This window comes from Sphingobium sp. RSMS (genome assembly GCF_005406185.4).
Lineage (GTDB): Bacteria > Pseudomonadota > Alphaproteobacteria > Sphingomonadales > Sphingomonadaceae > Sphingobium > Sphingobium fuliginis.
Genome location: NZ_CM191257.1, coordinates 1,003,446 through 1,023,979, shown reverse-complemented (window position 1 = coordinate 1,023,979; position 20,534 = coordinate 1,003,446). Strand labels below are relative to the sequence as shown.

Sequence of the window (20,534 nt, the reverse complement as noted above, 5' to 3'; positions counted from 1 at the left end):
CTGACGAACGTACGCCACGATCCCCAATGCTTGGCTCACATTATTCAACTGGGCGTAGCTCGTCGACGTCGAAGTCGCCGAGGCCGATCTCACCGCTGCCGTTGAGCATGTCGCTCGCCAACGAGCGTTTCCGTTCGAGAAGCTCGTCCAGCTTCACGTCGAACGTCTTGAAGTCTCCTGCAGACACGGAGGGATAGTAAACGAACACATCCTTCGTCTGGCCGATGCGGTATGCCCGGTCGGTCGCCTGATCCTCTTTCGCTGGATTCCAGGTCCTTGTGAAGTGGATGACATGGTTCGCCGCCTGCATGTTGACGCCGAATCCAACAGCTACGGGCGACAGCACAATTACACCGAATCCCGGCTGTTCCTGGAAGGATCGTATCATCTTTTGCCGGCTATCGATGGCGCTCGCCAATGCGGTCGTGTCGCCATTGATGATCTTGACGGGAACGCCGAACTCCTCCTGCACGTAATGCTTGATCAGGCGCTGGATCGCCTTGAACTCGCAGAAGACGATCGCCTTCTCTCCTCGATCACGGATCGCCTTGAGAACCTCGATCAGCCAGTCGAGCTTCGGAGACCGTGCCCGATAGCTATCCACTGGATCATAGGCGCTGCCAGCGCTCTCATCCGGGTCCGAACACAGCAGCCTGAGCTTGTGGAGGAGTGCCAGATGGCTTCCCGGCGCCGCCCCGGCCCGCCTGAAGGCGTCGATCGCGCCGACGTAAAGGCCGCGCTGGAACGGGCTCATATCAAGACTGCGGCTGGACTCGTCCACGACCTTCGCCTTCAGGTCGGTAGCGACTTCTGCCTTCATGCGTCGGAGCAGCTGGGGCGTGATGACACCCCGCAGCTCCTCGACCTTCGCTCTGTCGTCGTCGCTCTTTGCCTCAATCGGGCGACGGTATGTCGCACCGAACTCGTTGAGCGCACCGAGCAGACCAGGCTGCACGAAGTCAAACAGACACCAAAGATCGACCAGGCTGTTCTCGACCGGGGTCCCCGTGCAGGCAATACGGAACTGCGCCTGCTGCTTCTTGGCGGCCCGGGTCATCGCGGCGTTCGGGTTCTTGATCTTCTGCGCTTCGTCGCAGACCATCACAGACCACTTCTCGCGCGCGAACGAGAACTCAAGATCGCGGAGCGTCTCATAGGTCGTGAGGACGAGGTCTGCATCGCCGCGCCAGTCCGGGCGAAGAAACCGCACCAGCCCTTCCCTGCGGAGCTGCTCATCGACCGAGGCCCGATCGACGCGCAGACCAGTGAGGCCTTCGCCATAAGCCGTCAGGATCTTCAGCGTCCCGGGCTCGAGGAACTTCTCCGACTCCTCCTTCCAGTTCTCCAGAAGTGAGAGCGGGGCAACAACCAACGCCGGCGGGGTTTCGGGATTCTCCTCCCGCGCCCGCGCTACGAGGCTGAGTATCTGAAGCGTCTTCCCAAGACCCATGTCGTCGGCCAGCAGAGCGCCCCGGCACTTGTCGGGCGCCAGCGCTAGAAGATGCTGCATCCAGGCAAGTCCTTCGAGCTGGTGGTGCTTCAGCGCGACGCCAGGACGGAGATTGGAGGGAAGCCTGGCAGGAGCCGGCTTCTCCGCGAGCGCCGCAAGCCGCTCCTCCCTGTAGTCCACCTGTCCTATGTTGCTCTTGAGGATCAGTGTGGGCTTCTTCCCGCGACGCGCAGGAGTTTCGGGCTTGAACGTTCCCTTCGCGGCTTGATCCCTGACCTGTCCGAAGGTGGATACGATCGCCTCGGCCTCACGGACCGGGATGGGCGTCGGGCACCCTGTCAGAGGGACTGACGTTGCTCCGGTCGCTTTCGCGGTCTCCAGCCCCTCACGCAGCTCGGCCGACAACTCGTCTGTTAGCGGCAGGATACAGGGTTGGTCGGTTTCCGGATCCGTCCATCCGATCATCGGGACGAGATTTTCAGGGAACCAGCCCTCCCCGTCGTCGCGCTTGGCGATGTGGGGGGAATAGAAGGACTTCTCCTGGCCGATGCCCTCCACGCGTTCCGAGTAGCCTGAGAGGTCGTAGACCTGACCGTGCGTGATGACGCCGTCCTCACTATGGCCAAGCGCCCGACGAAGTGCTTCGCAGTGCAGCCGGCTGTCGCCATCTAGTTCGAACTCATATTCGTCCCAGGCGAACAGCTGAAGGCCGCGATCAAGATTGCGCTCGACGCCGGCGACGAACTCGATGACGTCGGCCTCCTCGAGCATGACCTCACGTGTCTCGATGGCCTCGCCTGCCCCACTGGTGATGAGCAGGCCGAGGGCACCTTCACCATGAGTTTCCGGCGTCACGGCGGCAAACCGTTCGAACACGATGCCCGCCTGCTGCTTCGCTTCCTCGAACTGCTCTTCGTCGACGACCGCAGCCGCGTCCGGTCCCAGCGCTGCGATCGGATTGAGGAGAAAAGCCTCGGCACGCTCGCCGGCGACACGACGACCAGGCATGCGCTTGACCTCGCGCAGCACTGTGCTCACCTCGGGCGAGATCATCACCTGAATGATTCCGTCCGGCGTCGGCAGATCGTATCGGTCACGCACCTGACCCGACCTGTCGAACGCTTCAAGCCAGTCGGCTGGCGCGCCCTCAAACCATGGCTCGACCTCAACCAGCCCCAATCCTTCCGAACGACGCAGTGCCATCTGCAATCGCTCCGGCGTGAGCACCACCGTCCGGTAGAGGAAGTCATCAAGCGAGGCGCCAGCCGCAACCGCCAACTGACGGATCTCTCCCCAGGCGCGACGCTGGTCGGCTTCGTTGCGCTCTTCCTCTGGACGACGTGCAAATCTCCGGACGCGTTCCAGCAAGCTCCAAACGCGCGGAGAAACAAGCTGGAGGCCGGCGTCCGCTTCGAGCGCGCCGCCCCTAAGCCTCGCCCCGGATACGGGGCCGCGGTCAGCGTTGAACCAACCGTCGATCGCGACCGAGAAGTCGCGATCCGTCAGCGAATTTCGGCTCACGATCTTCGGAACCGCCATTGTGGACGGTGGGAGTTGGAGTATTTCAAGCTCCGCCGCTGCCTCCTCGTCCTCAAGGAGAACGAATAGCTGCGTCCACTGCAAAAGGTGGCCACCGTCGACCCGCTCCGCGAGCCCCTCGTCGGCCAGCTGGTCGAGAAGCGCCGCCGCGGCCTTTGACCGGGGGGTCGGCTCGCTGCCGGCAGGCAGGAGAATGCCTCCCTCCTCGACGACTAGCGATGGCGTGGTCGCTTGACGGACTTCCGGCTTGGCCTTCTTCCTACCCCAGATCATGAGCGAAGATACCAGGCGCCGCGGCGCTCCGCCCAGGCGAAGTTCCTACGGGTGAGTTCGTTCGCCGCTGGACCGGAACGCGGTGCGTAAGCCCAGAGCGAACCTCCCTTATCACGCGAATCCGCGGTCTTGATCCCATGCTTGGCGAGAAACGCGAAGAGCTCAGCATCTTTGCCAACGCTTGAACCGGTCGATGATGACCTTGCACTAGGCGGCGGTGATGCGGACGGACGTGCGCCGTAAGACGGCGTCGTATGACTGACCTGGGGGCCCCCTCTTGCGGTTGAGAGGGAAGCGATGAGACGGTCGGCCCTACGCTCCCATCGCTCTCCCGCACCGTTATTGTGGACGATGCGGGCGACATGGCTCGGGTGTTTCAAAGCCGTCTTGTTGCCGGCAACCTGCATTTTCGTAAGGTCGAACGGTAGCTTCGCGGCGTCGAACGCGAACATGGCGTTGCCCTCCTCCCCGAACTCCACATAGACGTGGCCCGCGATGCGCATAATGAAGGCGTTGTTGCTCGAGACGCCTCCGCTCGTCAGACTCATCATACGTCCCTTCATCATCTGGCGAAGGGCCTTGAAGCTCGGTCGCGGATCCCGATACGCGGCGTCGCCGAGCGCGAAGTGCATGTCGCTGATCTGATCGACATGGCGCTTCCAGAACTTGATGCGACGCTGGTCGTTTATTCCGTCGGCAGAAAGCAGGTTGAAGAAGTCCTCGATCAGACGGAGCTTGTGCCAGGACGACACCATCCTTCGCGTGTCCGGACGGACCAGCGTCCAGAGCGTGTCGTTCCGCTCTAGCCACGGATTGCCCCACCGGGTGACGGAGGTCTCACACAGCGCCGGATCGACCTCGATCGACGCGCATTCCGCGTAGCGGTCGAGCACGCGGGACAGGCCCTCGTCGGCGAGCACGTCGTGCTCCTCGATCAGTCCGATGACGCGTGGGAGAACATCACGGAATCTACGGTCGTCGAACCTCACCGCAGCCTCGATCTGCGCCTCGAATATCCGCTGTCCGATCCAAGACGTGTCGCCGGCTGAAAGATCGCGGCGAAGGATCTCGAGAGGATCCCCCTCACCAGTCAGGATCTCGGCGCCGTAGCGGGTGCACGGGTCTTCCGTCAGAAGGTTCGCATGGTCGTCTATCGCTGCGAGCCAGTCAGGCGCCTGCCCGGAGCGCTCCAGCTGCGGAAGGTTGTCGTTCAGATATTCCCGCAGGACACGCCAGTTCCGATCGCCTGCCCCACGCGCACTGCCGGGGTCGTAGTTCACATAGCCGTCCAGAAGCCCGCGCCAGCATCGCCTGTATGGACGGGGCATCGATCGGAATGAGTCTATCTCGCTCAGGAGCGGATCGAACCGCTCACCGTCCTCGATCAGGGCGGGTTGACCCACCGACCGGAGGCGGGTGCCCCAGCTCACCAGGCGTGCAGACCGAACATCATGGAGCTTCCCCGTCTCGCGAAATCTGACGAGCTCCGTCTGGATACGGTCGTTCGACGCGCCAGCGCCCGCCCCTGCTCCGCTGAGCATCGCCTGAAGCGACTGAACATGCCCCTTCAAAGCACGGAGGTCCGGTTCTGGCATGTCCCTGAAAGCCGCAGCGCCGACATCGGTCAGCCGCTGCTGCAGCCTCGCCATCCTAGGGCTCAGAGGGCGCATGTGCCGAACTCGCCTTCGAACGCGTCCACCGGAGTAGCTGCGGGCTCATCAACCCCGAAGAACTCCAAACGAAGCTCGATGCGTCGACTTGCGTCCAGTGACGCCTTCGCGGAGTTTGATGAATAGCCGCCGACGAGGAATAGCCGCCGTATCTCCTCTAGCTCACGACGATCCATGGGCCGCTCGCCTGCCTGCGGCCGGGCCATAAGGGCGCAAAGGACCCGCTGGCTGCGCTGAAGGCTGAGGTTCAGGTTGTAGAGATAGCTACCTCTCCGGTCGGTGAAGCCCTCGACGACGATCCTCTTCAGCCAACGCTGCCCACCCTTGTCCCGGGCGATCGCGAGGACCTCGGGGACGAAGGACCGCAGGAGCTGTTCCTGCTCAAGGCTGAGTGCGTTGCTTGCCGAGTCAAAGCGGGCCCGGTCACCAAAGTCGATGACGGCCCTGTTCCTATCGACGCGGATGCCCTGCTTCTTCGCAGCCCTGTCGATGCGGTCGAGGAGCTTGACGATCTCCGCCTGCCTTTCGGCCTCGAGCTGCTCGCGCTCCGAGATCGTGCGGGTGACCGCGAGGAGCGCCACGCTCATCACCAGCAGGAACAGCACCATCAGGGCGGTCATGAGATCGGCGAACGAGATCCAGAAGGGCTTCTCGCCCTCCTCGCGACCTCGATGCCCCATAGTAACGCGCTGGAACATTCAGATCACGCCGCCTGCCGACCGGTGGACGGGAGGGAGGCCTCCAGCTCCTGGATCGCCTCCTTGAGCATGCCGGTGGCGCGCGAGAGCTGGGTGTGGAACTCGCGGTTCGCCTCGACCACGACGCCGCGCATACCTTCCGAGAACTTCTCGTGCGACTGGCCGATGACATCGGCGACCTCGTCGAGGAAGCCGTCCGCTTCCGACTGCGCCGCGACCAGCTTCTGCGTGGCGCCTTCTATCCGACCGAGGACATCCGCCGTGAGGCTCGCCTCTCGGGACGCATTCTCCACCGTACCGCGGAGATCCTGGACCATCGTGGCGACGGCGTCCCGCGCCGAGCGGTAGTCCGAAATGACGGAATCTAGACCCCTCGCAGCTCCGGCGACGCTGCCCGCTGCCTCCGAAAGACCCGTCGTAACGTTGGCGATCCGGTCGAAGCCCCCGACAACCTCTCGACCCGAGTTCTCCAGCTTGTTGGCGGCCGCAAGGAGTGTGTCGGCCCCGCCGTTGAGCCGCACGAATGCATCTCGGGTCGCGGTTTGGACGCCAGCCGTCATCTCCCGGATAGCCTCGACGAGGCCATCGACGTTCGAGGAGATCGCGCCTACGGATTCACGCATCTGTCCGACATGGCCAGCCGCAGCCTCGGCCCGCTTGCCGTCCTCCTCCGCCTGAAGCCTGGAGCGTTCGGCAGCCTGCCTCTCGATCGCCGAGATTGCCTGCGCCATGCCTTCGCCGAGGGCGGTCAGCATGCCCTGGACGCGGGTTTGGGTAGCCTCCTGCATCTCGCCAGTCGATGATCGGATCTCGTCGATCACGGTGCGGAGCTCCTCCGACATCGCGGCCTGCTTCGCCTCCACCGCCTGCACGACCTCGAGCAGCTTGGTGGACATCGCATCGGAGGCGCGCGTCCCGGCCGCCTCCACGTTGTCGGTGAGGTCCTGCAGCTTCGAAACCGCGGTCTGCATGGCGTCGATCGTGCGCTGCTGCATGTCACCGATGCCCGACAGCTGGGTGCCGAACATGTTCTCGAGGCGATCGCTGAAGCTGGCGAGCACGTCCGTGAGGAGCTTCGTCACCGCGGACGACTGATCCTGGCTGACTTGGCCGACCGCGCCGGCGATCTGGTCGAGCGGCCCCTTGAGCGCATCGGTCAGGGCACCCGCGATGGTCGTCCCGAGTTCGTTGGAGCGCTGGACGGTCGCGTTGATCTGCCGGTCCGAGAGTTCGGTAAGGATTTCCCTCAGGTCGGCGACGAGCGCGTCCTTCAGGATCTTGGTCTGACTGGCCGAGTCCTCCGAGGAGGTCACCAGCCGAGCCAGATACTCCTCGCCGGCGCCGGCCTCGTAGGTCGCGTCGATCTCGTGGGCGAGCTGGGTGACCTTCCGATAGAGGCTGTTCAGACGAAACTTCTCGAGGCCGGTGGTGAACATCGCGAGGATGATCGCGAAGGCCGAGACGATGAAGGCCTCGCTGACGCCATGCAGCAGGGCGGTCAGGCTGTTCCGGACCACGCCGGAGTCGTCCGAGATCTGGAAGGAGCTCAAGCCGGTCAGAAGGCCGGTGAAGGTCCCGATGATGCCGATGCCGGTGAAAATGCCGGGGAGATGCTTGAAGAACTCGGCGTGGACGCGATTGTCCACCACGGCGTGGGGAGAGAGGAACATCTCCGCGGGGACCGTCGAGCGAATGGCGCGCTCGACCATCTCGCCCGTCTGGACGTCCAAGTCCTTCTGGACATGGAGCGTTTCTCGATACTCGTTGAAGATCGCCGCGATCGCGCGGTCAGGTTCAAAGCACTTGGAGAGGTCGTTCAGGCCCTTTGCCCGCGCCGCCTCCACGTTCGCGATGATCTGCTTGAGGTTCGCATCGAGCCGATTCGCAGGGATGAAGAAATACCGGAAGAATGCGATCGCCAGAGCAACGAGAACCACAAACACAAGCACCGGTATCACCGGAATTCCGAACAACGTCATTTCACTCATTCCCCCAACCGCCGAGGACCTCCCGTGATTCCCACGCACGGGCGGCTCGACGCGTCATGCTGCTATATCTGCATCTATTATTCTACGGCTAACATCGACTGATTCACATCAGTCTGCCACTTTTTGGGAAGCGTAAGCCTCTGGCAATCCGCATGACTTTGCGACAGTATCGCTGGGTTGGGGGAAAGAGTGATGGCCCAGTCAGAAGGTTGGCTCTCTAGAGTCGCGCGCCGATTCGGCGAAATAATGTCTGGCGCCCCTGCGCCAGACATAGATCCGCAGGTTGCCCCCCAGCGCCCCGCGCTGGGAGCATCCCCCACATCGTCCACTTCTCAATCGTCAAATTTCGATGCTGTCCCCCAAGGCATAAGCCTCAGCACAAACGGCCGATACCTCTTCGGCGGATACTCGTTCTCGACCCTCGAGCAGGCGTCGGGCTATGCGAGACGGATGACCAAGCCGGCAGCGCCGGCTGTTCCTCCATCTCGGCCTCAGCAGCCAGCAGCCTCGACACCGAAGGGACAACGCGCTCCCTCTTGCTGGGTCAAAGAGGCGACTTCGGTCCTGGTGGGCACGCGGAACGTAACCGTCGACATGGTCTACTATGGCACTCCTGCCCGGCATGACCCCGCCCATGACAAGACCCGGATCGACCCCACTCTTCCGATCGATCCCCGAGGCGATCGCTCGGGCGACACACTCACATACTGGCAGAGCTACGACCGACTAGACCCTCGGGCGCGCTGGACCTACCTCGACTGGCTGGAGGGAGGTCGGAAAGATCCCGCCATCCCGATCGGCTACGTATTCGTATTCTTCTACGGCCTCGAGCAGTGCCTGCTGGTAGATGACGCCAAGGAAGAGGCACCTGCAATCTTCGCGGAACTCCGTCGGCTCCTCTCCATTCACGGAGAGAACTACTCCTTCGCCGCCTATGCCTCGAAGCTGCTGGCGCTCTCGTGCCTCTACGGCGAGAGCAGCGACGAGCCAGTGAGGCAAGCGCCGCCCCACAATTACGAAATGGAGCTGCCGCTCAATGTGCGCGTGCGGCTCGGCAACCGCATCGGGCGAAACGAGCCGTTCGATGCAGATGACTGTCTGCTGTGGGTGCTTTCGCTGCCTGATGTCTATCTCCGCACCCCAGGGCAACGGTGTTTTGAGGAGTTGCTCGACCTCTGGCGCGTGCGCTTCGCCGTCCGCAACCCTGAGGGCCTGCGCGTTCGACGTCCCAAGACCAAGATCCGCTCCCAGTATCAGGCTGCCAGCAACACGTTCTTCCGCTCGATTGAGTTGGATCTTCCTGACATTTCTGGGACGCAGGCTCCGCTCACTGGCCTGCGCACGATCCTCGACGGCTGCATGGAGGATCTATCGACCTACAGTCGGCTCCTCGGTCGCGATCCGGAGGCTCGCGGAAAGCTCCGCGGCGACCTTCTGCTACCTCTCGAATTGCGCCGGGGACGGGCGTCCTTCGCCGAATGCCGAAGCGCTCTTGACCTTTCGACGGTTGACGGTCTCGCGGCAGTCCTCGATGTGGCTCGCGCGCTCGGCCTGGAACTGGAAGCCGGCTCCGAGAAGCTCCCGGCGGCAAGCGTCCGACAGATCGGCGTCGCCCTCGATGCGCTCGACCTCGGGTTCGAGCCCGATCGTCGCTATGGGCCAGCTGCCGCTCTGAGGATGGACGGGCGCATTGCCCTGTTCCCGGCAAGTCTCGGTGGGGCGGTCGATCCCGACCGAGGAGCATATGCCGCTGCCCGCGGAATGGTCGAGGTCGCCATGCTGGCCGCAGTGTCCGACGGAACAGTCGCCTCATCGGAGATGGACGCCATCGAGCGCCGGCTTCGCTCGACACCCGAACTCAAGGACGAGGAGATCACCCGGCTCCTCGCTTGCGGAAGCGCGCTTGCGGCGGATCCACCAAAGGTCCGCGCAGCGCTGAAGAAGCTAACGGACGTCGCGCCGGAGAGCCGGGCGGCGCTTGCAGCCTCAGCGGTCGAGGCGGTGCTGGCGGATGGTCGTGTGCTGCCGGACGAGGTGAGATTTCTCGAGGCGCTCCACGCCGCCCTCGGACTTCCCGCGAGCGCGCTCTATTCGGCGCTGCATCGTAGCGGCGAGGATGTCGGACCGGTGGAAGTGGTATCAGCCATCGACGAGCGCACGGTGCCACTGCCGGATGAGCCGAAGCGATCTGGCGTGTCCATCGACGCCGCGCGGCTTGAGAGGATCAGGGGCGAGACGACCCAGGTGTCCGCCATGCTCGCATCCATCTTCGTCGAGGACGAGCCTGAACCCGCCCCCGCCCCGCCGCCCAAGTCGAGCGTCACCGCATCGGCCTTTGCAGGCCTCGACGTTCCTCATTCCGACCTTCTCGTCCGTCTGCTGACCGGACCTATGTCAAGGATCGCATTCGACGCGCTCGCGACCGAGCTGCGCCTGATGCCGGACGGAGCCATCGAGACGCTCAACGAATGGGGCTTCGACACCCTGGGCGAGCCCATAGTCGAGGACGACGACGACGTTCGCGTGTCCTCCGAAGTCATTGACCAAATTGAACCGATGGGAGTTACCGCTTGAGCACAATCCGACGCAAGGACCGGGATCTTATCATTCAGGCCCTATCGGCTGGCGTCGTTCCGCGGGTGGGTCTCCAGCATATCCAGGTCGGGCGCTCGCAGGAGGTCGGTGCGCTGGTGCGCGACATCGACCGCGTCGCGGACGCCGGATCGGCCGTCCGCTTCGTCATCGGAGAATATGGAGCGGGCAAGACCTTCTTCCTGAACCTGGTTCGCCTCATCGCGCTCGAACGGAAATGCGTGACGATCCATGCAGACCTGGCTCCGGATCGCAGGCTGCACGCGACCGGAGGCCAAGCTCGCGGCCTCTATGCTGAAGCCGTCCGGAACATGGCCACACGCACCAAGCCAGAGGGGGGCGCGCTTCCCAGCATCGTCGAACGCTTCGTCACGGAATGCGTCCGCGAGGCCGAGGACGGCGGTTCGCCCGTCGAGCGCGTCATCGACCGCCGCCTTACACCCCTGCTTGAAATGCTGGGCGGACACGACTTCTCCACCGTGCTCAAGACCTACTGGCGCGCTCATGAGGATGGCGATGACAGCCTCAAGGCGGCGGCCTTGCGCTGGCTCAGGGCGGAGTATCCGACCAAGACGGAGGCGCGGCAGGCCCTTCCGGTCCGCAGCATCATCGACGACGCCGACGTATACGACACGTTCAAACTGCTCTCCGCGTTCGTCCGCATTGCGGGCTATGCCGGCCTCCTCGTGGTCTTTGACGAGATGGTCAACCTCTACAAGCTGCAGAGCTCACAGGCGCGCAACCAGAACTACGAACAGCTTCTCAGGATGCTCAACGACGTGCTTCAGGGTAACGTCGAGGGGCTCGGCTTCGTGTTCGGCGGAACGCCGGAATTTCTTCTCGACAGCCGACGCGGCCTCTACAGCTACAAGGCGCTCCAGTCGCGGCTGGAAGAGAACAGCTTCGCAACTGAGGGGCGGATCGACCTCAGTGGACCCGTGATACGGCTCCAAAGCCTCTCGCCCGAGGATCTCCTCGTGCTTCTCGGGAACATCAGGTCGGTCTTCGCGCTCGGCGACGCGTCGGCCTTCCTTGTGCCCGACGAGGCGAAGACCGCCTTCATGGAGCATTGTAACAAGCGGATCGGAGAAGCCTACTTCCGCACCCCCCGCAACACGATCAAGGCCTTCGTCCAGTTCCTTTCCGTTCTGGAGCAGAACCCCGACACGCAGTGGCATGAACTGATCGGGGCTGTATCGCCGGACAAGGAAGAGCCCGACGAACCAGAGGCGGACGACGAGCTTGTCGACCTCCGCATCTGATATCCCTTCCTATGACCGGCTTCATCCTGAAATCCGCCGCTGGGTGCGCGACGAGGGATGGACCGGCCTGCGTGAGATACAGGACACCGCGATCCGTTCGATCCTGGGGTCGGACAGCGACGTGATCATCATGGCGGGCACGGCGTCGGGCAAGACCGAGGCCGCGTTCCTGCCATTGCTCACCGAAGCGGCAGACATGACGGGGGCCGGCCTTCGCATCCTCTACATCAGTCCCCTCAAGGCACTCGTCAACGACCAGTTCAGGCGCTTGGAACCGCTATGCGAACGTCTTGGCCTTCCGATCACCCGCTGGCACGGGGACGCGCCGCAAGGCCCCAAGACGCGGCTACTCAAGACGCCAGCCGGTGTTGCCCTGATCACGCCTGAGTCCATCGAGGCGCTGCTTCTGCGTCGCCCCGCAGACGCCGCCAAGCTGTTTCGAGGCGTGCATGGGATCGTCGTCGACGAGCTCCATGCCTTCCTCCAGGGACCGCGGGGGCTCCACCTTGCGTCCCTTCTCCGTCGCGTCGATAGGATAACGGCCGGGCGTCCGCGACGGGTTGGACTTTCCGCTACGCTGGGCGACGCCGACGCCGCCTGCCGTTGGATGAACGCAGTGAACCCACAAAGCGTCGACGTGCTTCGCGCGCCGCCGAGCGGACCAGGGGTCAGGTTGCAGATCCGTGGCTATGAGGAACCGCCCGAGGGAGCAGGCATAGACGAGATCGCTGAGAATGGTGCGAGCGATGCGCTCAGTCAGATCGCAGACCATATCTTCTCGAACCTGCGGGGATCGAACAACCTCGCGTTCGCTGCATCGCGCCGCACGGTCGAAGCTCTTGCCGACCGTCTGCGCGAACGGTCGGAGCGCGACAGCGTGCCGGAGGAGTTCTTCCCCCATCACGGCAGCCTGTCGAAGGAGCTGCGAGAAACGCTGGAGACGCGCTTGAAGGCCGGCGACCAGCCAACCACTGCCGTAGCAACGACGACGCTCGAACTCGGCATCGATCTTGGCAGCGTCCAGTCAGTCGCACAGGTCGGGGCGCCCAGATCGCTGTCAGGTCTGAAGCAACGTCTTGGCCGAAGCGGTCGCCGCGGGACCCCGGCAGTGCTTCGGATTTATGTCCGCGAAGATCATCTCGATCCGGATTCCGATCCTCTGGACAAGCTACGTCTCGAAACGGTGAGAGCTGTCGCCTGCGTCCGGCTGCTGCAGGCGAACTGGGTAGAACCCTCAACCGAGGACTCCTCGCTAGCCACCGTGGCGCTGCATCAGACCCTATCGCTCATCGCATCGCAGGGCGGAGTCCGAGCGCCTGCGGCGCACAAGCTCCTGTTCGGGCAGGACAGCTACCTTGCCTTCGCGCCGACAGACTACGCCGATCTCCTGCGCGGGGCCGGCCCCCAGGGCTCTGACCTTCTTGAGCAATCGCCAGACGGCATCCTCATGCTTGGTAAGGCCGGGGAGGAATTGGTCCAAGCGCGTGACTTCTATGCCGTCTTCAAGACCGACGAGGAGTGGCGGCTGGTTTCGAGCGGTCGGACACTTGGAACCGTCCCACTCACCAACGTTCTCGGCATTGGATCACTCGTCGGCTTCGCGGGCCGGAGGTGGCGAGTGGAGACTGTCGACGATCGCGCCAAGGTGCTCGACGTCATTCCGCACCGTTCCGGCAAACTGCCTCGTTTCGACCGGCCTGCGAACGAGCAGCTGCATGATCGGGTCACTGCGACGATGCTGGAGGTGCTGTCCGACCACGAAGTTCCGGCATATCTAGACGCGGGCGGAAAGCAGTTCCTCCTGCAGGGGAGGAACGCCTTCCGCGAACTCGGCCTTGACCGGCGCGCTCTCATCCCAGCCGCGCGCGACACCCACGTCATCACCTGGCGTGGCACGGCGGTAAACTCCGTTCTGTCGATCGTCCTCATGAGCGCCGGACTCGAGGTGGCGGTCCACGACATCGGCGTTACTGCAGTCGATGTGACGCCCGAGCAGCTCGCGACTGTTGTACATCAGGCAAGCGACTGTCCGCCGATGGAGGATCTGTCCAACTTCGTCGCGGGCCTACGAACGGCGAAGCTCGACGACTTCGTCGATGAAGCGCTCCTCCGGCGGATGTGGGCGTCACGACACGAAAGGTATCGTGACGACGTATCCCATGTTCTGGAAAGTCTCAGATCAACCACAACTACGCTTTGACGCCGAATACTGAGCCTGCTTTTCGGAAGGAACCGATGGACGTCACCAGAATGCCGAAAAGACGTCCGGCGCGCGCATAATCGCCGGCAGCTGTCATGACCGCTTCCACCATGAATGTCCGCATTCCTCGGATCATTACCCGGAACCGGACAGTCGCGAATGTCCCCAGGGCCGCGGAAAAGCCGTCCGACGGATACCCATCTCATAGGTAAATTTTTGTCCGGCGAAGGCGACGCGGCGCACTGCGAACCGCCCCCCTCATCGCCCGAGGTGTCATCCTCGCTGAGAAGCAAAAACGTCACAAACCCATTATTTAGGTTGCAGAACTTCGTCGTTCCGGCAAGGTAGCCATTGCTTCCGTAGAAAGAGCGGAAGTGGGGCATAGTAACCCCAGCCATAAGAACTCGGCACCAGACTTCTGGGCCGGGTGGCGTGCGCGCATGTCCAGCCGGCTTGCCGGTAAAGGCGCACGCGCCTGATCTTATGGCCAGGTTACTAACATCCGGCTTTGGCCGTCGCCCCGAGTGGACATAGGTGCGACGAATGGGCCAGGGCGAAAGTGAAGGTCGCCGGATCGACCTTCAGATTGTGAGCAATGATACCGGCGAGCGGTTCAGCTTCTCCGATTTCTATCGACGGGAGAAGCCTCGCCTATTGCGTTTCTTCACCCGCAAGCTCGGCAACCCCGCCGATGCCGACGAATTCAGCCAGGAAACGCTGACCCGCTTCGTGTGCGCCGCCCCGCATCCCTCACTCGGAAGCCCCCGTGCCTATCTGACACGGATTGCGACCAACCTGCTACGCGACCATGCGGAACGCGGCTCCACACGCCTCTCAAGGCAACTGACCCTGCTCGAGGACGGCGTAAATGCGATCTCCAGCCTAGACCCTCATCGTGACGTTCAATCGCGCCAGGAATTGGCTCGCTGGACGGCGATCCTCCAGCAACTGGCCCCCCGCACACTCGAAATTTTCCTTCTCAATCGGGTGGAAGGCTGTAGCTACCGGCAGATCGCATCGGATCTCGGAGAGCCACTTTGGGTCGTACAGAAGCATATGCTCAAGGCCATTCGGCTCATCGACCGTCAGCGGGAGGCGGACAATGACTGAGGACCACAGCGCGACTACGGCGCAGGATCGCCGGGCCGCTCAAAAATGGGTGTTGCAGATGCTCGATGAACCGGAGCGTCACGCGCAGTCGCTCGCCGATTGGATCGAGGAAAAGCCGGCTCGGCGGCAGCTCTATCTTGACCTGATGAACGATGTGCAGGCCGCCGGCCATGCCGGCGGGGTGCTCGATTTGCCCCCTCCCCGGCTTCCGGTGCAAAAGCCCTTGGGGATCAAATCAGTCCCGATCCTGGCGGCTGCGTCTATCCTGGGCCTGCTCATAGCCGCGAGCATCCTGTTCCAGACCATCCGCACTCAATCACCGCAGATGGCGGGCGGAGTGACCCCAGCCCCCTTTGTTACGAAAGTGGGGGAAGTGCGGACCGTCAAGCTCGCCGATGGAAGCCAAGTCGTCCTTGATACCGACACCGCGATCGCCGTTACGATGACGGCGGACCGCCGTGACCTCGTGCTGAAGCGCGGTCGCGCCCGGTTCATCGTTGCCCATGATGCCGAGCGTCCGTTCTTCGTCAGGGCCGGCGGCATGGAGGTGCGTGCGACCGGAACTGTCTTCGATGTGCTATTCCGAAACAATGTGGCGGTGCATCTGATCGAAGGCGGCGTAGAGGTGGAGTTGACCTCTCAGCACACACAGCCTGCCAGAAAAATTCGGCTCCGGCCCGGCCAGATTTTGGCCTTCAGCCATGGACATGAGCCGCAAACCCTTGTCATTCCTGCACGCAGGTCTGACGAGCAATGGGTGAACGGCGTGAAGAGTTTCGACAATGTGCCGATCAGGGAAGTCATCGCCGAAGCAAACAGCTACAGCGATACCAGGATCGAGTTGATGCCCGCGAGCCTGGGCGACCGGGAGATATTCGCGGACATCCACATTCGCGACATTGAGCGCGTGGCGGAAGCGATCAGCGGGTTTCTGGACCTCGACATCGATCGCACCGAAAAGGGCAGATTGATCCTCAGCCCCAGAAAATAATTCAAGCGCCCAGCTTCAAACCTGTCTCGCCCCGTCTTCTGGTTTTGAGCCTCGCAAAGAGGCGGACCAATCAAGGGGGCAGAAAATGGGTATGGGAAAGTTTGCGCTTCTGGGCAGCGCCGCGATCTGCGTCAGCATGGTTGCGCCGCAGGCTGCGGCGCAGGAAGCGAAGAAAAGCTATGATTTGCCGGCCCAGGAACTCGGCGCGGGTTTGCGCGCCATCGCCAGGGCAAATGACTATCAGCTCGTGGCTGATCCCAAGTCGCTCCAGGGACGCCGCTCGCCCGCGCTGACCGGCGAATTCACGGTCGAGGAAGCCGTCACCGCCCTGCTTGCACAATCCGGCCTCAATGCGGACATCAGGGGGCGAACCATTTACCTCCGGGGGCGAGCAACGCCGTCGCGCGAGGAGGTAGAAGGCGCGGCGGACAACCAGCTCTTCGTTACTGGCTCACGCATTCGCGGCGCAAAGCCCATGTCTCCGGTCATCGCTGCTTCCCGAGAGAAGATCGGGGAACTCGGCTATACGGACCTTGGCTCCTTTGTCCGCAGCATTCCGCAGAATTTCAGCGGCGGGCAGAACCCGGGTGTCATCTCCAGCGTGCAGACCGGTTCGGAAAACACCACATCCTCCTCCACCCTCAACCTGCGGGGCCTCGGCGCCGATGCCACGCTCACACTATTGAACGGCCATCGTGTCGCATATGATGCAGTAAGCCAGGGGATTGACATTTCCGCGATCCCCCTGGCAGCCATCGAGCGAGTGGAGATCGTCGCGGACGGTTCATCGGCTCTTTATGGGTCCGACGCGGTGGGCGGCGTCGCCAACATCCTGCTCCGCCGGGACTATGACGGCTTGCTGACGACTGCTCGGTTCGGCGCCGCCACTGACGGCGGCGACGTCCAGCAGCAATATAGCGCCGTGACCGGCCGCCGCTGGGACAGTGGCGGATTCATGATCGCGGGCGACTTCAACAAAGCGACGGACATCACGGCATCGCAGCGCTCCTATATGCGGTCACGCCAGGCCAGCAACACCCTGCTCCCCTCGCAACGGCAAGTCAGCGCGGTCCTGGCCGGTCACCAGTCGCTGGCCGACATTATCGAGTTTGAGATCGACGCTCATTACAACCGGCACAAGTCTGTGGCCGCCCTTCCCTTCACAAACACGGGCGATGTGAAGCAAAGCGGCATTATCAGCCGCCCCGATATCGAGAGCTATTCCATCAGCCCTTCGGTCAAGTTTCGGCTACCCGCGGGTTGGGAAGTCACGGCTCGCGCCACCCGCGCCATCAGCGACAGCAAGATCATCGCGGAAATCTATTCGGGAGGCACCGCCTCGGCCGTGAACCATGTCCGGTACAAGAATGATCTATGGTCGGCCGAATTCAGCGGCGAAGGCCCGCTTTTCGCTCTGCCGGGAGGCGATGCGCGGCTCGCGGTCGGCGCGGGCCTTCGCTCCAACGGCCTCGACGCATCGATCAGGCGCGTCACCGCAACGGCAACCACGTCCCTCCTCAACTATCATGATGGCCAGACGGCAACCTTCGCCTATGGCGAGCTTTTCCTGCCATTGGTCGCCGATCGCAACGCGGTTCCCCTGATCCGATCGCTCCAGTTCTCGGGTGCCGTTCGCTATGAGCGCTATGACGATATTGGTGGGCTTGCGACCCCCAAGATCGGCATCAGCTACCAGCCGATCAGCGACCTGATGCTCAAGGGCGCCTGGGGAAAATCGTTCAAGGCGCCGACGCTGAGCCAACAGAACACGGTCCGGCAGGGTGTGCTCCTGTTCCCGGCCTATTATCTCCCCTCCCCGCCAACCAGCCGGAATGTCCTCCAGATCAGCGGCGGCAGCAAGGATCTCGAACCCGAAAAGGCGACGACCCTGACCCTGACGGCGGAGGCAAAGCCTCAAAGCATCCCCGGCCTGCGGCTTGAAGCCAGCTACTTCGATGTCCGTTACAAAAACCGCGTGGTTCGCCCGATCGCCGACAGCTCCCAGGCCTTCAAAGCTGATTATGCCGACCTCATCCTCCTCAACCCAACCCTGGAACAGGTTCTGGCGGCGACGGCCAATCTCCCTTTGGGCGTCCAGAACCAGACAGGCGGCGCTTACGACCCTGCCAATCTGGCGGCTATCATCTTCAACCAGCTTCAGAACGCCGCCAGGCAGCATATCCGAGGCGTCGATGCCTCCGCCTCCTATGAATTTTCGGCAGGAGAAAATCAGTTCCACCTCGAAGCGAGCGGCAGCTATCTCAAGAGCGATCAGAAATTGAGCGCGAGTCAGCCGACGATCGTGAAGGCCGGCAGGATCTTCAACCCGCCGCGCTGGCGCGGTCGCGCCGGCGGCGGCTGGAAGCGTGGGCCGATCGGGACAAACCTCGCTTATAATTATATCGGCGGTACGGACGACACGCGAACCACGACGACCTACAAGGTCTCGGGCTTCCACTCGATCGACGCCACGATCAGCTGGGGACCCGAGGGGAGCGGCTTGTTGGGCGGATGGTCCTTCCTGCTTTCCGGGCAAAATATCCTCAATGAGAAGCCCTCGGCCATCCGCGCGACGGCAACCAACCCGACCTATGACGCCACCAACTATTCCAGCATCGGGCGCCTCCTGAGCTTCACCGTCTCAAAGGCTTGGTAATGCTCATTTCCCTTGTTCTGAGCATATCCGGGGCAGGTGCGGCCGCAGTCCCGGCCGCACCTGCATCACAAGATTGCGCCCGCATCCTGCAGCCCGACGCACAAGCCGGCAGCCCTCGTCCCATCGCGGATCGCGACCTCATCGAGACGTTGGATCTTGGACCCAATGCCGCGATGGAAGCCGGTTCCTTCTTCACGCTGTCACCGGACAATCGAAGGGTCGCGGTCGGTGTCCGACGCGCAAGCGTGGCAGGGGACAGTTATTGTACCGGCATCACCCTTGTGGATCGCGACGGAAACTCGACGTTGATCGATTCCGGGCCGGGCGTCGCCTTCTTTCGCTTCGAAGATTTCTACGGAACAAATGGCTTCCCATCGGGCATCACCCAACTGATCACGCCGAGATGGTCAGGCGACGGAAAGCGTCTCGCCTATCTCAAATTCATCGACGGGCGGCTGCAGCTCCGCCTGTGGGATGAGAAGCTGAAAGCCCGGACCATCGGCGCCGATCCGCAGGATATCGTCGATTTCCGCTTCAGTCGCGATGGAAGCATGATCATCTACAAGGTCCGCGACGGTTCCGCGCAGGCAACGGCTCTGCGCCGGGAATCCCGTTCGGGGCTGCGCTATGATGATCGCTATTTTCCGTTCGCCTCGGCCTGGCCCTTTCCAGGAGGCCGCCCCGCCTATGTCTACAAGGCGGTACGCATCAGTGACGGTGACATCCGCGCGGCCAGTGATGAAGAGAAAGCGTTGCTGACGGCACCGATCGCGGAATCGCAAGCCGCAAAGGGCGTTCACGCGACAACGGTGCGGGATGACAAAGGGTTCGATCATATCGCCGCTGGTCCGGCAGGGAAGGAAAGCCGCTGCGAAAGCAGCGCCTGTACCGAGGTGGAAGGTGCGCCCTGGTTCTCTTCCAAAGGCGCCGTGCGCTACGTCCGGCGCGAGGGTTGGGCGAAGAATGAGATGGCGATTTATGAATGGAAGGTCGGTTCGGCCGAACCCCACAGGCTCTATGCGACATCAGATCTGCTCATCGACTGCAAGCCGATCGACGATGATGTCCTATGTGGGCGGGAAGGCTCGACCCACCCACGCTATCTCAGTCGTATCGACCTGCGCACCGGGAAATCCGTCCCTCTGTTTGACCCGAACCCGGCCTTTGGGACGCTGAAGCTTGGCAAGGTCGAACGATTGCTCTGGAAGAACGATCAGGGCATCGAATGCTTCGGAGATCTCGTCTATCCGCCCGACTATCAACCCGGACGCCGCTACCCGCTCATCGTCGTGCAATATGAGAGCCGCGGGTTCCTTCGAGGCGGTACGGGCGATGAATATCCCGTCCAGCTCTTCGCCCGCGCCGGATATCTGGTTCTAAACGTCCAGCGGCCGCGCTCCCCGCTTTACGGGCTGGGCCTCCCATCGATAGAGCGACAGCGGCGGCAGAATGACGGCTTCATGGAGCGGCGAAGCATATTGTCCGCCATCGAAACGAAGGTCAGGCAGCTCATTGACGCCGGGGTCGCCGACCCGGAACAGATCGGCATCACCGGGCTCAGCGATGGATCGACGACCGTCCAATATGCGGCGCTGCATAGCAGTCTGTTCAAGGCCGCGGTGGTGAGCGGCTGCTGCTGGGAGCCCTCTCAAACCTGGGTGTTGGGGCCTTCCCTCCAGCGTCACTATGAAAGCCTCGGTTGGCCTGCCTCCCCTGAGGACAAGCCGCAAATGTGGGGAGACATTTCGCTCGCCCGCAACGCCTCGCGGGTCGCCTTTCCGATCCTCATGCAGGCCGCCGACGGCGAATATCTCGTGGCCTTGGAAACAGTCAGGGCTCTGCGGGCCGCGAAACACCCGATCGATCTCTACGTCTTCCCCGATGAGGTCCACATCAAGCGTCACCCCGCTCATCGGGCGGGCATCTACAAGCGGAACCTGCGATGGTTCGATTTCTGGCTGAGGGGTAAGCGTCCCGACCCTTCGGATGACGATGCGCCCGAAGTCGATCGCTGGGCCGAGATGCGGCGGGCGGCACAGGATCAAGCCGCCGTCGGCGAAAACCGGCCGGTCGGCAGCTGATGGGCGACCGATGGCATGGCTGCC

The 20,534-nt window shown here is 62.8% G+C and carries 12 protein-coding genes; 7 read left to right on the top strand and 5 right to left on the bottom strand.

Annotated elements, in window-relative coordinates:
• Positions 1–40 precede the first annotated feature (40 nt).
• Genes EGM87_RS04740 through zorA form a run of 4 tightly spaced genes read right to left on the bottom strand, consistent with a single transcriptional unit; the run spans position 41 to position 7,618 of the window.
• The gene (locus tag EGM87_RS04740) at positions 41–3,262 is read right to left on the bottom strand and encodes a DEAD/DEAH box helicase (RefSeq protein ID WP_044662146.1); all 3,222 of its coding nucleotides are present in this window, start codon (positions 3,260–3,262) and stop codon (positions 41–43) included.
• Entirely contained in the window at positions 3,259–4,911 is a 1,653-nt protein-coding gene (locus EGM87_RS04735; RefSeq protein WP_061934581.1) for an EH signature domain-containing protein, read from the bottom strand. The genes EGM87_RS04740 and EGM87_RS04735 overlap by 4 nt, the downstream gene beginning before the upstream one ends.
• Before the next feature lie 8 nt (positions 4,912–4,919).
• Positions 4,920–5,630, bottom strand: coding sequence for an OmpA/MotB family protein (locus EGM87_RS04730; RefSeq protein WP_044662144.1), 711 nt, complete (start codon positions 5,628–5,630; stop codon positions 4,920–4,922).
• Between the two features lie 5 nt (positions 5,631–5,635).
• Positions 5,636–7,618: an anti-phage ZorAB system protein ZorA gene (zorA, locus tag EGM87_RS04725; protein ID WP_082718612.1), complete on the bottom strand. Its 1,983-nt coding sequence runs from the start codon at positions 7,616–7,618 to the stop codon at positions 5,636–5,638.
• Positions 7,619–7,810: 192 nt separating this feature from the next.
• On the opposite strand from zorA, the gene EGM87_RS04720 reads away from it, so the two are divergent.
• Genes EGM87_RS04720 through EGM87_RS04710 form a run of 3 tightly spaced genes read left to right on the top strand, consistent with a single transcriptional unit; the run spans position 7,811 to position 13,672 of the window.
• Positions 7,811–10,192 carry a tellurite resistance TerB family protein gene (locus EGM87_RS04720; RefSeq protein ID WP_082718613.1) on the top strand — a complete coding sequence of 794 codons (2,382 nt, stop codon included), beginning with the start codon at positions 7,811–7,813 and terminating at the stop codon, positions 10,190–10,192.
• Entirely contained in the window at positions 10,189–11,472 is a 1,284-nt protein-coding gene (locus tag EGM87_RS04715) for an ATP-binding protein (RefSeq protein WP_044662142.1), read from the top strand. Before EGM87_RS04720 ends, EGM87_RS04715 begins: the two co-directional genes overlap by 4 nt.
• Positions 11,453–13,672 carry a DEAD/DEAH box helicase gene (locus EGM87_RS04710; protein WP_044662141.1) on the top strand — a complete coding sequence of 740 codons (2,220 nt, stop codon included), beginning with the start codon at positions 11,453–11,455 and terminating at the stop codon, positions 13,670–13,672. Before EGM87_RS04715 ends, EGM87_RS04710 begins: the two co-directional genes overlap by 20 nt.
• Here EGM87_RS04710 and EGM87_RS04705 read toward each other — a convergent pair.
• A complete protein-coding gene (locus EGM87_RS04705) occupies positions 13,662–13,784 on the bottom strand; it encodes a hypothetical protein (protein WP_262857254.1) in 123 nt (40 codons plus the stop codon). The genes EGM87_RS04710 and EGM87_RS04705 overlap by 11 nt on opposite strands.
• 431 nt (positions 13,785–14,215) lie before the next feature.
• Between EGM87_RS04705 and EGM87_RS04700 the strand changes: the two genes are divergently transcribed.
• The 4 genes from EGM87_RS04700 (at position 14,216) to EGM87_RS04685 (ending at position 20,510) form a co-directional block, all read left to right on the top strand.
• Entirely contained in the window at positions 14,216–14,782 is a 567-nt protein-coding gene (locus EGM87_RS04700) for an RNA polymerase sigma factor (RefSeq protein ID WP_044662140.1), read from the top strand.
• Entirely contained in the window at positions 14,775–15,773 is a 999-nt protein-coding gene (locus EGM87_RS04695) for a FecR family protein (protein ID WP_052628226.1), read from the top strand. The genes EGM87_RS04700 and EGM87_RS04695 overlap by 8 nt, the downstream gene beginning before the upstream one ends.
• 85 nt (positions 15,774–15,858) lie before the next feature.
• Positions 15,859–18,429, top strand: a complete 2,571-nt coding sequence (locus EGM87_RS04690) for a TonB-dependent receptor (RefSeq protein ID WP_044662139.1) — start codon at positions 15,859–15,861, stop codon at positions 18,427–18,429.
• The gene (locus EGM87_RS04685; protein WP_044662138.1) at positions 18,429–20,510 is read left to right on the top strand and encodes an Atxe2 family lasso peptide isopeptidase; all 2,082 of its coding nucleotides are present in this window, start codon (positions 18,429–18,431) and stop codon (positions 20,508–20,510) included. Before EGM87_RS04690 ends, EGM87_RS04685 begins: the two co-directional genes overlap by 1 nt.
• Positions 20,511–20,534: the final 24 nt, after the last annotated feature.

What these genes read in the sequence shown, in the direction of transcription:
- EGM87_RS04740 (WP_044662146.1), bottom strand. Translation starts at nt 3,262, where the DNA reads ATGATCTGGGGTAGGAAGAAGGCCAAGCCGGAAGTCCGTCAAGCGACC.
- EGM87_RS04690 (WP_044662139.1), top strand. Translation starts at nt 15,859, where the DNA reads ATGGGTATGGGAAAGTTTGCGCTTCTGGGCAGCGCCGCGATCTGCGTC.
- EGM87_RS04700 (WP_044662140.1), top strand. Translation starts at nt 14,216, where the DNA reads ATGGGCCAGGGCGAAAGTGAAGGTCGCCGGATCGACCTTCAGATTGTG.
- EGM87_RS04685 (WP_044662138.1), top strand. Translation starts at nt 18,429, where the DNA reads ATGCTCATTTCCCTTGTTCTGAGCATATCCGGGGCAGGTGCGGCCGCA.
- EGM87_RS04705 (WP_262857254.1), bottom strand. Translation starts at nt 13,784, where the DNA reads ATGGTGGAAGCGGTCATGACAGCTGCCGGCGATTATGCGCGCGCCGGA.
- EGM87_RS04730 (WP_044662144.1), bottom strand. Translation starts at nt 5,630, where the DNA reads ATGTTCCAGCGCGTTACTATGGGGCATCGAGGTCGCGAGGAGGGCGAG.
- EGM87_RS04735 (WP_061934581.1), bottom strand. Translation starts at nt 4,911, where the DNA reads ATGGCGAGGCTGCAGCAGCGGCTGACCGATGTCGGCGCTGCGGCTTTC.
- EGM87_RS04695 (WP_052628226.1), top strand. Translation starts at nt 14,775, where the DNA reads ATGACTGAGGACCACAGCGCGACTACGGCGCAGGATCGCCGGGCCGCT.
- zorA (WP_082718612.1), bottom strand. Translation starts at nt 7,618, where the DNA reads ATGAGTGAAATGACGTTGTTCGGAATTCCGGTGATACCGGTGCTTGTG.
- EGM87_RS04720 (WP_082718613.1), top strand. Translation starts at nt 7,811, where the DNA reads ATGGCCCAGTCAGAAGGTTGGCTCTCTAGAGTCGCGCGCCGATTCGGC.